This is a genomic window from Alkaliphilus crotonatoxidans (assembly GCF_054658015.1).
Genome location: NZ_BAAHXS010000006.1, coordinates 124,384 through 138,692, shown reverse-complemented (window position 1 = coordinate 138,692; position 14,309 = coordinate 124,384). Strand labels below are relative to the sequence as shown.

At 39.9% G+C, this 14,309-nt stretch carries 14 protein-coding genes; 2 read left to right on the top strand and 12 right to left on the bottom strand.

Features of this window, described 5'->3' with window-relative positions:
- Positions 1 to 5: 5 nt before the first annotated feature.
- Positions 6 to 689 (top strand): ABC transporter ATP-binding protein, encoded by a 684-nt coding sequence (locus ACYQ1I_RS12715; protein ID WP_459765882.1) that lies wholly within the window; start codon positions 6 to 8, stop codon positions 687 to 689.
- A complete protein-coding gene (locus ACYQ1I_RS12710; RefSeq protein ID WP_459765880.1) occupies positions 686 to 3,280 on the top strand; it encodes an ABC transporter permease in 2,595 nt (864 codons plus the stop codon). Before ACYQ1I_RS12715 ends, ACYQ1I_RS12710 begins: the two co-directional genes overlap by 4 nt.
- Before the next feature lie 598 nt (positions 3,281 to 3,878).
- Here the strand turns inward: ACYQ1I_RS12710 and ACYQ1I_RS12705 are convergent.
- The 12 genes from ACYQ1I_RS12705 to ACYQ1I_RS12650 all read right to left on the bottom strand — a co-directional run bounded on the left by ACYQ1I_RS12705 (position 3,879) and on the right by ACYQ1I_RS12650 (position 14,130).
- Positions 3,879 to 4,403, bottom strand: a complete 525-nt coding sequence (locus ACYQ1I_RS12705; RefSeq protein WP_459765878.1) for a GrpB family protein — start codon at positions 4,401 to 4,403, stop codon at positions 3,879 to 3,881.
- 425 nt (positions 4,404 to 4,828) lie between these two features.
- On the bottom strand, positions 4,829 to 5,206 hold the full coding sequence (locus ACYQ1I_RS12700) for a hypothetical protein (RefSeq protein ID WP_459765876.1): 378 nt from the start codon (positions 5,204 to 5,206) through the stop codon (positions 4,829 to 4,831).
- 73 nt (positions 5,207 to 5,279) lie between these two features.
- The gene (locus tag ACYQ1I_RS12695; protein ID WP_459765874.1) at positions 5,280 to 6,149 is read right to left on the bottom strand and encodes a hypothetical protein; all 870 of its coding nucleotides are present in this window, start codon (positions 6,147 to 6,149) and stop codon (positions 5,280 to 5,282) included.
- Complete coding sequence (locus ACYQ1I_RS12690; protein ID WP_459765872.1) at positions 6,136 to 7,212, bottom strand: HAMP domain-containing sensor histidine kinase; 1,077 nt, start codon at positions 7,210 to 7,212, stop codon at positions 6,136 to 6,138. The genes ACYQ1I_RS12695 and ACYQ1I_RS12690 overlap by 14 nt, the downstream gene beginning before the upstream one ends.
- Entirely contained in the window at positions 7,209 to 7,880 is a 672-nt protein-coding gene (locus ACYQ1I_RS12685) for a response regulator transcription factor (protein ID WP_459765870.1), read from the bottom strand. Before ACYQ1I_RS12685 ends, ACYQ1I_RS12690 begins: the two co-directional genes overlap by 4 nt.
- Before the next feature lie 132 nt (positions 7,881 to 8,012).
- A complete protein-coding gene (locus ACYQ1I_RS12680) occupies positions 8,013 to 8,228 on the bottom strand; it encodes a hypothetical protein (protein ID WP_459765868.1) in 216 nt (71 codons plus the stop codon).
- A 13-nt stretch (positions 8,229 to 8,241) separates the two neighbouring features.
- Complete coding sequence (locus ACYQ1I_RS12675; RefSeq protein WP_459765866.1) at positions 8,242 to 8,613, bottom strand: hypothetical protein; 372 nt, start codon at positions 8,611 to 8,613, stop codon at positions 8,242 to 8,244.
- 173 nt (positions 8,614 to 8,786) lie between these two features.
- A complete protein-coding gene (locus tag ACYQ1I_RS12670) occupies positions 8,787 to 9,251 on the bottom strand; it encodes a hypothetical protein (RefSeq protein WP_459765864.1) in 465 nt (154 codons plus the stop codon).
- A gap of 102 nt (positions 9,252 to 9,353) precedes the next feature.
- The gene (locus tag ACYQ1I_RS12665) at positions 9,354 to 10,235 is read right to left on the bottom strand and encodes an amidohydrolase family protein (protein ID WP_459765862.1); all 882 of its coding nucleotides are present in this window, start codon (positions 10,233 to 10,235) and stop codon (positions 9,354 to 9,356) included.
- A 171-nt stretch (positions 10,236 to 10,406) separates the two neighbouring features.
- Positions 10,407 to 10,550, bottom strand: coding sequence for a recombinase zinc ribbon domain-containing protein (locus tag ACYQ1I_RS12660; protein WP_459768169.1), 144 nt, complete (start codon positions 10,548 to 10,550; stop codon positions 10,407 to 10,409).
- Between the two features lie 596 nt (positions 10,551 to 11,146).
- Complete coding sequence (locus ACYQ1I_RS12655; RefSeq protein WP_459765860.1) at positions 11,147 to 12,502, bottom strand: YjiH family protein; 1,356 nt, start codon at positions 12,500 to 12,502, stop codon at positions 11,147 to 11,149.
- A 659-nt stretch (positions 12,503 to 13,161) separates the two neighbouring features.
- Positions 13,162 to 14,130, bottom strand: coding sequence for a helix-turn-helix transcriptional regulator (locus ACYQ1I_RS12650; RefSeq protein WP_459765859.1), 969 nt, complete (start codon positions 14,128 to 14,130; stop codon positions 13,162 to 13,164).
- Positions 14,131 to 14,309: the final 179 nt, after the last annotated feature.

Sequence of the window (14,309 nt, the reverse complement as noted above, 5' to 3'; positions counted from 1 at the left end):
ACATAATGGAGCTATTAAGAATTGAAAATCTATGCAAATTCTATGACAAGGGCGAAAACCAGGTTACCGCCCTTGACCATGTTTCCCTTTCCATTGAAAAGGGGGAATTTACCGCAATCATCGGCTCATCCGGCTCGGGCAAATCCACATTGCTTCACATCATCGGCGGCGTGGACGTGCCGACAAGCGGAAAGGTATATTTGGACGGGCAGGATGTATATGCTAAAAGCAATGAAAAGCTCGCCATCTTCCGCAGGCGGCAGGTCGGACTGATTTACCAGTTTCACAACCTCATTCCTACCCTGAATGTGGTGGAAAACATCACCTTACCTATCCTGATGGACAAGCGCAAGGTCAACGAGGAACGGCTGAATGACCTGCTCGAAATGCTTGGGCTAAAAGACCGCAAAACCCATTTGCCCAATCAGCTTTCGGGTGGTCAGCAACAGCGGGTTTCCATAGGACGCGCTTTGATGAACGCCCCGGCGGTCATGCTGGCCGACGAACCCACGGGTAGTTTGGACAGCCGAAATGGACATGAAATAATCAAACTGCTGAAAGAAAGCAATAAAAAATATGGGCAGACCTTGATTCTCGTCACCCATGACGAAAATATCGCCCTGCAGGCAGACCGTATTATCTGCATTTCAGACGGCAAAGTAGCAAGAGACGAGAGGGTGCGGCCATGAATATTTTTAACAAAATCACTCTGCAAAGCATGAAAAAAAACCGTACCCGAACAATTGTCACGATTATCGGAGTTGTTCTGTCCTCCGCCATGATTACGGCAGTAGCTGCCTTTGGTACCTCCCTGTTAAATTTTATGGTAAATAGTTCTATTGCGAAATACGGCGGTTGGCACGTTGAGTTTTTGGATGTTGATTCCTCTTTCGTGCAGGAGCGAAGGAACGATAAAGATGTTACAAATACCGCAACGTTTGAAAATATCGGCTATGCAACGCTGGACGGCGGGAAAAGCCCCGAAAAGCCCTATCTTTTTATCGCCGAATTCAGCGAGAAAGCCTTTGATACCTTGCCCATAAGCCTGATTTCCGGCAGGCTGCCTGAAAATAGCGGGGAAATTCTTATTCCTGCCCACGTGGCGGCAAAAGGCGGTGTTCGATTCAAAGTGGGCGACACGCTTTCACTTGATGTTGGGAGCCGCATTGATGGAAACAAAAATCTTGGTCAACACAACCCTTATCAGTCCGGGGGAGAATCAGGATCGGTTAAGGAAACTCTTGTGCCAAAATCAAAAAAAACCTACACGGTTGTGGGTATCTGCGAAAGACCCGGTTTTGAGGAACATTCCGCACCGGGATATACCTTGATAACAAAAGCAGACACCAAGGACCAGGCGAACAGCTTCAGCCTGTTTGTCACACTAAAAAATCCGCGACAGGTCAAGGCTTACGCAAGCAGCACAGTTGGAGCAGGGGCTTATGTCTTTAATGATTATGTACTGCGCTTCATGGGCGTTTCGGATAATAAACTGTTCAATACGCTTCTGTACACGGTTGGTGGAATACTGGTTGCAATCATCATGACAGGTTCAATTTTTCTCATTTATAACTCGTTCAACATCTCGCTGAACGAACGCACACGCCAGTTCGGGATTCTCTCGTCGGTGGGCGCTACAGCAAAACAGCTGCGAAATTCGGTACTGTTTGAGGGACTTTGCATTGGCGCAATCGGCATACCCATTGGCATTTTGACTGGCATAGGCAGCATAGGACTTATCCTTCCCATTGTTGAAGGAAAATTCAAGGACATCCTGTACAGTACCATACCTTTAAGCTTGTCGGTGTCAGTCTCCGCAATTGCCGCAGCAGCTGTGGTTAGTTTGATTACCATTTTAATTTCCGCCTATATACCGGCCAGGAAAGCCGCAAACACTCCCGTGATGGAGAATATCCGCCAGACAAATGAAGTGAAAACTGAACCGAAAGACGTAAAAACATCTAAATTTGCGCAGCGTATTTACGGTTTGGAGGGAACTCTCGCTCTAAAGAACTTTAAGAGGAACAAAAAACGCTACCGCGGCATTGTTCTGTCCCTTGTTTTAAGCGTCGTGTTGTTTATATCGGGAAGTTCTTTTGGAACAACTCTGAAACGTCTTTCAAACCATTATACAATGGACATAGATTATGATATTCTTTTTTCTGCCGAGGATATGGACGACAGCGAAATGTTCCCGCTCTACGACAAACTAAAAACTGCAGACGGGGTTTACGAAAGCTCGTACCAGAAGATTTTTCCATATTCATGCGCGGTTAAGGCAAAGGATTTTTCAGACCGTTACCGGGATTACGCGGGCTATGCCGAACCTGAGGAAACAATACATCTAGCAATGGACCTCCAGTTTATTCCGGACAGCGAATATTTAAGCTTTATTAAAGACCTGGGGTTTCCTCCTGAAGAATATACTGGGCAGAACGCAAAAATGATTGCCGTCGCCAAACAACGGGTTAACAAGAAAGACGAACCCGGCGAAGTATTTGATATGTTTGCAAATCGCTCCATGGATTTTCGCATCACTTCCGAAACAAATGATGAGTCAATGCTGGAACAAGGGCAAAAAATAAACATTACATTTGTCGATAACTACCCGGTGGATCCGCCCCCGAAACAATCTTCAGTACCCATACAGAATCCACGCATTTTTATTATAGTAGCCCCTTATTCTCTTATAGAAAGCTTTAACCCCCAGCATACCCATGCAAATATAGGTCTGGCCTTCCGGTCAAAAGATCCCTCCCAAACCATATCTGAAATGGAAGGGATGATTCAGGGCACGGGAATTACGTCTGCGTATACCTTGCACAATGTGTATGAAATACTAGAACAATACCACAGTATATCCTTTGTTATTGATGTGTTTACTTATGTTTTTGTCATCATGATTTCGCTGATTGCAGTTGCCAATGTGTTTAATACAATTTCCACCAATATCAAGCTGCGTAGGCGAGAACTTGCCATGATTCGCTCGGTGGGCATGTCAGACCGCGATTTCCATAAGATGATGAATTTTGAGTGTGTCTTTTATGGAATGAGGACACTGCTATTCGGACTTCCAATAGCCGGTATCATCTCCTGGCTGATTTACGAGGGTTTGGCCTCCGTAGAAAGGATCGATAATTTTGAGTTTATATTCCCCTGGGGCAATATGGCAATCAGCGTGTTCAGCGTACTCTTTATCGTGTTCATTACAATGCTGTATGCCATTAACAAGTTAAAAAAAGAAGACATTGTTGACGCGCTTCGGGATGATATGACTTGATCAAAGCCGATATTGACTTGATATAAAATTAAAAAAACATCTGCATGATTCGGTTCAAGTGATTCGCAATCGTCCCGAAAGGCGATTTAGATAAAATATAGAATTCATCCTACAGAAATAATGTGAAAATTACAAAGAAGTGCTGAACTGCGGTAATAAAAAAACTGCAGTTGTGGTAGATGATGTTAGAGGCCAAAATGTTGCATACGGCGGTTTTGATTGTTATTTCAGTACCGCCGTTTTCCTTTTTCAAATTTATTTCATCTTTCGGGCATTTATGACTTCCGCTATTGGAGAGCCAATTATGGAAGCCAATTAAAATAAATTCATCATCTACAATTAGCGCCTTGGTATGAACTGGTGGGGAATATTTAAGGTTCTCTTTAAGATCAAAAATCCAAGCTCATGATGTGAATCCTATATCTCTTCTGGGCTTGCCGGTAGGTCAAGGTATGCAACGACATACCCTGGTGCATTATATAGTCATCACTTTTTCTTTTTCTGATATTGAATCATCTCCTTTCTGAAATAAAAGAAGCCAGTAAATAATCCGTATTTTTAAAAACGGGATTATCCACTGACTATTTATATAATGTGGTTATAATACTGACTTAATACCATTCGCTCGTTCCATGATTTCCTGTACTATTGATGTTTTGGCATCTGCATAGTGCTGAACATGACGCCACTTATTCTCTGCCAAGCTTCGCTTTACTTGCGCATATTTGTCCCGGTCACTCTCATTGGACCGCAACCAATCACGGAATCGTAGCATTCGTTTAACCTCAGAAGTGCCTACACTGAATACATGTAGGTTAATATCAGTATCAGGACCCTTGAACATACGATGTTCAAACCATTCAGGTTCTCGAATCAGCAATGTGTACCCTGCTGCCTCCAAAGCCGGACTATAGGAGGACTCAACGGCAGAATCTTCCACAACTAAGAGTATGTCTATAATTGGCTTTGCACACAATCCCGGTACTGAGGTTGAGCCCACGTGTTCCAACTGTATTATCCTGTCTCCCAATATTGAACGAATCCGTTTAGCTTCCCTTTCAAAGTCTTTAGGCCATTGTGGATTATATTCAACAAGAGTAACAGGGGCATTATGCGGTTTCAACTCACCCACAATGAACTCCTGAAGTTCTTCATCCTTCCTATATGTAAAGCTGAAGTCGTTCTGCTTTGATGTCATGTACCTACCTCCGTTCTACCATAACACTTACCGCTTTTAAGCTTCATTTCCTTTTCTTCTATTAGCCATTCCAATGAGTATTGCTTCCTAAGCATTATTCATTATATTATACCATATTTTAGCCTAATTTCTTCGATTTTTGAGTTAGATTCTATAAACTCAACGGTTTTGGTTACATTGCATTATGATGTTTGATTCCCTCCTGCAAAATCATTTCATTCGGCTCAAAACGTACTACAAAAGTATATGGGCGAATATTAAAGCTGAAAAGCTATGTTTTTTTCTGATTGAAAAAACATAGCTCTAAATTTTCCCTTGAGGGCGAAATGATCTAGTTCTTTTATAGGTTCTTACTTCTTCTCCATTAATTCCTCCGTAAGCTTCATTATCTGTGGTGCAATCCTTTTGCGCTGTTTCTTTGTTATACAGATAAAAATCGGGTAGGCCATCGCCACTCCCACAATGCCAATTACCCCCACCACAATACCGGGGAGAAAATAGTCCTGCCAGACCAATGTACAGGTCATACCAATTCCAAGCAGCAACGTCCCAATTATGCCGACGATGATAGATGCCATTGTGCCTGGCCTTGTGGCATCTCGGTCGAGCCTGCGAAGCAGCTCCATTTTATTTTCCTCTTGAGGAACATATTTTTGCCGGATACGCTCCACTTCTTCCTGCTGTTTTGCGGAATAGGTATAATTAAACTGCTCATTTTTATTCCCCATTATAGACGACCTCCTTTTAAGGTGATGGTTCTATTATACTTCACAATTATTTGAGAATATAATATCACGTTCTTTAATTGTTTATCTCCAAATTTTTCAATCTTCTGTTCCCTTGCCTCACCATAAATATTGCCATGACAAAAATGATCAAGCACACTACTGCACCTGCCACTGAATTCATAATGTATTGAAACCTTTCTCCTCCACCAAAGGCGGCAAACATGGCAGTTTGAAGCATAAATATCGCTACCAGTGCCACAGCGAAATTGAGGGCCTTGGATGCAGACATAACAGGACTGTCCAGTTTGTGTTGCTTTATTATATTGATGATTGAAATAATAATGCGATAAAAGGCATAGGCCGCCATAGCATAAATCAGAAACCCGGAATACATATAGCCCTTTCCACTGTTAACCATCTGAAAAACCACACCAGCCAGGGCTACATTCAGCACAAAAAGCAAATAACCGCAAAGGCAGTATGCCCGCAGTTCCCCTTCAATGTCCCGCTCTTCTTTGTGGAAGTGATATAAAAGTAGGAAACGAACAGCACATATAACGGCATAGTATGCTGCCACAGCACCATACCAAAAGGACTTATAAATTACTCCGGCAATCAATTGAAAAATAGCGTATGACAGGTTAACGGAAAGGGAGAGATACAAGGTAGTTTTTTCCCTGAACTGAGTATCAGTAATATATTGCCGAGTGTACTGATTTTCATGCAATAGCGTTTTTATACGACCCAGCATGTCCGGTATATTTATCACAAGTGTTACCAATGCGTAAGCGGAAAATACATAGATAGCATAGACAAAGGATGATTCCTCCAATCCCTTTAGAAAGGTAAAGGCCAGAAGTCCACTGCTCAAAACGGTAAACAATATCACCCAAGCTGCTCCAGGGCGCAGTAGTTTGCAACATATCTCTTTAATTCGCTTCATCTATGTTCCTCCACAAGGTCACGATAAATGTACTGCCCTGTCCTGCTATACTTTCCACCGAAATCTCACCCTTTACAATATCTATAACCCGTTTTACCAAGGCAAGCCCTAAACCATTACCCTGTGTGGTGTGGGAAGGCTCACCCTGATAGAATTTTTCAAAGATATGCCGCCCTACCTCCGGTGTCATACCGCAGCCGGTATCAGACACCTTCACCACGGCATACCCATTTTCTTCCTTCAGGCTAACTGTGATCTTACCTCCCGGCTGGGTAAACTTCACTGCGTTGGAGAGCAGGTTATTCCAAGCCAGTGTCAGCAGTTCCCCGTCAGCCCTAACGGATATATCATCAATATCTGTTTCAATCTCCAGATTTTTTTTCTCCCATTCCCTCTCAAAGCCCAGCATACATTCCCGAAGCTGTTCACCCAGGTCATATTCTTTCATATCAGGAAAAATCTGCTGGTTTTCCAGCTTGTTTAGCTTCAGGATATTGGTAATCAATTCTGAAAGCCTGCGTGTAGTATCAGAAATTGTCTTTGCGTATTCCACACGTGTTTTCTCTGGTAAAGCTGAATTTTGCAGCATGGTAGAATAGTTTTGAATGACTGAGAGGGGTGTTTTCAATTCGTGGGAAACACTGGCAATGAAATCTGTACGTAGGGTTTCCGTTCCGCTTAACTCTGCCGCCATTTTATTGAAATCCTCAATGATAGCATCAAACTCATTTAGGCTATTAAAACCATGGAGAGGTTCGATTCGTGCAGTAAAGTCACCTCGTGTGATCTTCCTAGTGGCATTCAAAATACGCTCCACTGGAAGCTGCACTGTAAAGTGACGGCGAAGACCATCAACGATGGTACAGAGTAGGCTTAAAAACATCACATTAATTAAGGTTATGATGGCACTGGACTTCACGTCCACAAGGGTTACGTCTAAACTGTGTAAAAAGAGCAGAAAGCAACAGGTTACAATAAAAGAGATAAGCAGAAAAAATATAAAGTAGTTTCTAATAGAAAACATGCTTCGATTAATTCTTTTATCGTGCCCCGATTTCCTCATTTCAGCACCGCCTTGTAACCTAAGCCATGAACAGTTATAATTTCGAAATCATCGCACTGAGAAAACTTATCACGTAGTTTCGTTATATAGACATCCACCGTGCGGGGTCCTGAGGAAGTTTCCATATCCCAAAATTCATCCATCAGCTGGGAGCGGGTAAAGGTTTTTTTAGGATAGGTCAACAGCTTATAAAGTAAATTGAACTCACGAACGGTCAAAGGAATTTCCTCTCCGTTCAGGTAAGCGGAATGTTCCTCCACATCCATCACCAGGCTGCCTACTGTCAGCTTTTTACTGCTGACGATTCTAGCACGGCGCTGCAAGGCACCGATGCGTAAGATAAGCTCGTCAAGGTCGATGGGCTTTACCATATAGTCATCGATCCCGGCACGGAAGCCCTTTTGTTTGGAAATAATATCGTCGCGAGCCGTCATAAAGAGAATGGGGATTTCCTGATTCAGCCTGCGTACTGTTTCAGCAAACTCAAAACCATCTATACCAGGCATCATGATATCAGATATGATAACATCAAAAAACTCTCCGTACATGGCTTCATAGGCTTCGTTTGCATTCAAACAGCCCACTACCTCATAATCATTCTGATTCAGAAAAGAACAGACCGCATGATTTAGCTCACGATCATCCTCCACAACAAGTATTTTTAACATGGGTCTCCCTCCTTTTTGTTATTGATTATAACATACAGATGTTAAAGTTTTGTTTATAATTCCCCTTTTCAATTTTTTTATCAATCTTCAAAACATGCGACACGCCGTCTTAATAAATTAGGTCCTATCCCATTATTTTCTCATTATACACTGATCACTGACTTCATCAGGCTTCTCGGCCTTTATCAAAAAAGTATCCTTAAATATATCCTCCACCTTCTTATAAGCATCAACTGTACCAGCTTCCACCTTTTTGTATACAGCAACCACGCCATTTTCAATAGCTTTATAGTTGTTCACAACTGTTTTTTCCACAACCTTTGGTACTTTCAGTTTATATGTCTCCATATGATCCTCCTCCTTATTTCAGTCCCTTACAAAGGGGAATCAGGCATATCAGTAACAAGATGCCGATCACACCTATGATGATTCCCGGTACCATCATCCCAGTCCAAACCATTGTCATACACATGCCAACCCCCAACATTAGGGTAGCAACAATACCAAGGACCACCGTTCCAATGGCCTTGCCACTCAATTTAATTGCTGCTTTTCCTTCCATCCTGCGACGTATGACCAGCATAGTGATCAGTACCACAATTCCAATACTAGCAACAACAATTCCCTGGTTAAAAGCGTTCCATTCCTGTAGCAGGCACATACACAAGCCGATAGCAAATAATAGTCCTCCGATCGTTCCCATAAGCAAAGATACAAAATTGCTCTTTTTCATTTTCACTACCTCCTATATTTTTTTATGACTTTCTTAATTCTTGTTTAAATTATAGGGTTAAAATGTTTTTGAAGTAATAATAAAATGTTTAAGCATGATTAAAATTTGGTTATTCTGTTCGATAAAAGACACCTTTGAGGAGAAACCCCCAAAGATGTCCAGTCATTTCTTTCTTATTGATGATTCATCCCAGCGCCGTCTGTATAAAGATCCAGATGGGTAACCATCAGCTTGCCATCCACTTCTTTCAATCTGTTGAATTCGGTAACTATCATATCGAATGTGGGGGCATTTTCTACTCCCTTTGGTGTCAAATACATATGGTAGACCAATGCTGCCACATTGCCCTCTACAATCATCTGCATAATGGGGCCCATTTCCATGCTGCAGGCGTCACGCTGCAGCTTCATGCTTGCCTGATAATCACGGAATTTTTGTTCCTCATCACCAATAGCACAAATGGTAGCATCAGCGGTGTAAAGGCTATTGGACCATTTCACCCAGTTCTCATAGTCCGGCTGCCATTCTCCCCATGCGATGATCAAACGATTTTTAATCCTATCTGCCAGGGTTTCGGCCTTAGCCATTCTTGCAGCTGCTGCTGCCTGTTCTCTAAGTTCTTTGCTTTTTTCTCTCATTTTGATAACCTCCAATTTTTTTATTTTCTGTTGATAATTATAGTTTACAGCGTAATTGTTTAAGAACTATTAACATGATGTTTCCCAAATATGAAACCTTTTTTATTTTGCCGGCCAATTGAACCATCGGCGTGCATTTTCACCTAAGAGGGCAGCCAGTTCCTGTTGTGAAAGCTCAGCATTCCCCTTGACTCCATACAGAATTTCTCCCCAGTTTTCTCCCATCTGGTTCACTGAAAAATCACTGGCCCACAGAATACGGTCTGCTCCAAAGGCAGAAATAGCTTTTCGCAGTACTGGCTGTAAATCCCTGCCTGGAAAGGAAGGAATTCCAAACATGGTAGAATAATGGGCCCATTTTAAAGCAATGTTACAAAATTCTGAGAGGGCCAGCACCCGATCAAACATCTCAAGCTGCTCTTCCTGGGAAAAGGGCTTTCCTCCGCTTAGCGTAGTACGCATTTGATTATTATAAAGCCCGCAGTGATCGACAATGATCTTCAGCTCCGGGAATTTTTGGGCAGTACGGGCAATCAGATCGGGCTGATCTGGAAGATAGAGACACAGGGGTAAACCAGATTCTGAAACTGCCTCCAGGATATGATTATATCCCCCCTCCACAAATGCCTTGATCTCCACAGGATTCATACCAGGAATGATCCGGATGGCTCTGCCATAGGGAGAATCTTTTACCATCCTGATAATGGCCCCATATTCCGGATCGTTGCGATTAACACGCAGCACCCACGAAAACCGATCCGGATACATCTGTGCGGCCAGCTCTGCTGTTGGGCAAACAGGACGAATTTCTCCGTTATTCAAATTATGATGAGGGTGGTAGCTAAAGAAATCCTCCAGCCAATACTCATCAATTAAGATTGAACGAATGCCCAGAGCATCCATTGCTGTTAGAGTTTCCTCAATTTTTCCCGGTCCTATATGGACCTGAGTATCGACAATGTCAAACTTTGGCTGTAATTCCATGAAATATCCTCCTTATATTTTTCTTTACCTGAAGCATATGCTAGTGCTTGAAACTACTATCAAGGAGTGAACTCCTCTATCATATTTTTTCTGAAAATATAGTAAGAAACCAGCTCCCTTCGTTTTTCTGTATTCTATCGTCTATTTATTTTTAAAATAATAAGGAAATGTTTATGTTTTATTTAAAGTGGGAGAATGGGAGCAGATATCTTTACCCTTTTCGATTCTCGTTGCACATCTCCAAACCACCTTGTTGCGCTCTCTCCGTCTCCGATATGAAGCGCCACAGTCTCCACACACAAGAAGATTTCCCAAAAGAAAAAGACGCTCATTTTTATGAACGTCCAAATACTTTAATCTGTTCTAAATACACAATAAAAACAGCATTTTCTCATATTACTTCATTATTGGGGAACGCTGAAATGTTTTATCCTGTTTTTTGCTTCATCTTGCTGTAAGTAATCCTCACGAACTGCCTAGCGATAGAGGTTAAAGCTTAAGGCTTTGTTTTTCTATAAAAAATATTTTACTTCACGACAATAAGCCTCACCATTTCATTTTTATAGTCATCAGTAAATATTTATTACCCATAGCTGAAACACGTCCTTTCTAGGTTTATTAGAACAATCTTTCTACGTGTCCAGCAAATCCAATACACTCTATCGTGGAAGGCTAGTGGTTCTTGGTGTGAAAGTCATAATCTAAGCCAGTCTTTCTTTTTTTGATTTCATATGGTTTCCAATACTTATTGTACAATGGACGATAATATGTTCTTTCTTAGTTAACATTATTTTTCAGATGGAGCTTCATAAAGTCCCGAAGATTAGTTGTCTCCCTATATAACCCATCTCACAAATTTCTTCGAAAATAACCACTGGATTGACAGTCCATATAAAAAAAACACTTATTGATTAAAACGATATGATACCTAAAGAGGCTAAAATATTTGTTATAATTACTAATATTGGTATAGATATTACAGTTCTAAAAATAAATAGTTTGATTACATCCCAAAAACTTAAACCAATTTTACTTTTAACTAGAATCATTCCGGTTTCAGACATAAAAACCAACTGGGTAAATGCTAATACACCAATAAAAAATCTTGATGCTTCAGAAGGTGAGCCGCCAATAAACAAAGCTGGCAAATACATATCAGCAAACCCAGCAACCGATGCAGGTGCCATGACTGCTGCTACTTCCTTGCTATATCCTATCATAGTATATAAAAATACTAGTGGTGCACTAATAATATTAAAAAATGCGGTGTACTCTGCTACTACCAAAGATAATGTTCCAACCACCATAATTATAGGTAAGAACCCAACATATATATTTATAATATTCTTTATTGAATCAATTATTACATCTCTAATTTTGGTATTACCAGCTTGCTTAATTGCAGATTCATATGCATGTTGCAAAACAGTTTTACCTTCTGGAATCTCAATTCTATTTGGCTTTACCCCTTCATAATAAGTTGGTGGAAATTTCTTAAGTGGCATTCTAGATATTATAAAAGCTAATAGAACTGTTACTAATGCAATAGATCCATAAAATATTGGAAAAATATGTCCAAAGCCTAACTCTTCAGCTACTGCAGAAGCGAAAGCAATACCTACAATAGAAAAACTAGTTGCAATTATATAAGCTTCTCTTTTGTTATAGTATCCCCTTTGATATTGGTTATCCGTTACCACAATACCAATTGTACCATCACCAACAAAGGATGCAATGGCATCGATAGTTGAATAACCAGGTACTTTAAATAATTTTTCAACTACAGAACCTAATAAAGTCCCTATAAATTCGACAATTCCAAAATGTGTTAACAAAGGAAGAGCAAGAATACCAACAAAGAAAGTTATATAAAGTGTGGTTAAAAGACCACCATCTCCAGCCATTAGCCCACCAGTATCACCATCTAAAATCACACCTGCAAACTCATAGTTTGCAAGCCAACCATTCAGCACCATAAGATACAAGAATGAACCAACTACTCTCAATACAACATTCAAAGGTGATGCTTTAAATACAGAATTAAAAAACTCATTTTTTGAAGTGTAAAAAGTGAAAAGCACAGTTGCAATTAACACAATCCAAGCACAAATAATGGTGAATCCAATGAATGGATCTAGCATATTACCTGTAACAAAATTAACAATATGTGAAATAGCAATTTTGCTTTCACCATTAATATTAAAAGGCATTAGAAAAAAGATAAATCCAAAAATAGATAATAATATAAATTTCAATTTATTTATCATACATACAACCCTCCATTTTGATTTCGTATCCATTCACATTTTTTAGAGTAACATATACTGAAGAGAGTTACAATAGATTTTTGCATATTTTATCGATATTTTGTATAAATATTCTATAGTATTAAAATCAAATAATCCAAAAGCCCACTTTTTGCTATACCCATTGGTTTCAATCAAAAAATTATTTCACACTGTTGTAAAATCAAACTATAAATACTTTTATCTTTGCCATGGCTATAACCACTAGCTTTTCTAATCTAAATTTATTTCAAAAAAATATACCTGCTTCTATTAAAATTTAAAGTGTATATAAAAGTTATTACTTTATTATATATACGCAATCTGCTTCGATTAAATTACTGACCTGTCTACTATTTTAACCAGCCATCATACTAACCACATTGAACAACGACTAAAGTATACTTCTTTTGCTTTATCTGTTAGAATGACTAGTTTTTCTCTATTTCAAAATAGCTTAGAAAATGTCATTATATTTGTAGTTGAATTAAATCCTTTCTGAAATAAAAATAGCTGCACAAAAAACTTGCCGCCTAGACAACGGTTATTTTTTTATTTTCCGTTAGGCGGCAAGTGTGTACTTGCTTCATGTTCTATTTGATTTCTTGATTGGCGGCTGTATAGTGAATAGGCAGTCTATTTTATTTCTTTCGCACTGGTCTGATATACTTGAAAAACCGTTCAGGATCGTGATACATGTAAATGATTCTGCCAGGAGAGGTGTCAAAACAATACTCTGTGTCTGCAAAATCAAAAGTTGTCATTGCCTTTTCAATCATTTTCTCCACACTACGATTTTCCTGCTCATAATCGAATGGCCCATGTTCAAAAACAATATACTCGGCTTCGGGAACATCAATCATAAGCATTTGTGGTGGTACTTCGCCTTTATAATCAAATGGTAGACGTACACCGTAACACTCTGTACGTGGAATACCCCAATCGCAGAGTCTGCCGTTAGGGTCATTAATGTACGCCATAATCTGACCGCTGCCACTGTTTACTTCGCTCCCGCCATCGTCATCCAATTTACCCTTGATACTATCGAGCAAGCCACAGATAGTTTCGCAGTCCTGTCCCGGAATCAGGCTTTGCTTTTGCCAAAAATCCCAATATCCATTACTCTCATAGTTTTTAATGTGCATAAACTTATGTGCAGGAATGGTTACAAAATAAATTTTAATATTCTCTACAGATTTCACCATACCGATCTCTCCAAATCCTAAAAAGTAGCGGTCAAAAGGGTTTATTTTTGTACGAAGAACGACGGGATTAGGCTTTTTTCGGTATTCACTTGGCGTTACACCATATGCTCCTTTAAAAGCTCTGGTAAAAGCTTCATGTGATGAAAAACCATAATCAAAAGCAATATCCAAAAGGCTTTTCTTACTATCCCTAACCTCTTTTAGCGCAAAGGCTAATTTTCTATGTCGCAGGTAATCCCTAAATTGTATACCCGATATTTCTTTAAATTTCCTCGTTGTATAAAATTCGGAATAACCTAGCCTGCGAGAAAGAAAGCGTAATGTTAAGGCTTCATCATTATAATTTTTAATACATTTGTCAATTTCATCGATAATTAATTGAATTTGCTTCTGCCACTCGTACATTCGTCTGTTCACCTCGTTTCAACCACCCTACATTTATTATACAGAATGGAGGAGGTTACTGCTTGATTTTACTTGCTATTATTTTCAAGGATTTTAACACCGTTTCTCTTTAAAGCATACACTACGATTTAAGGCCTTGGATTACCCACCAAGCTTAAGTATATGATTTATATAAATCC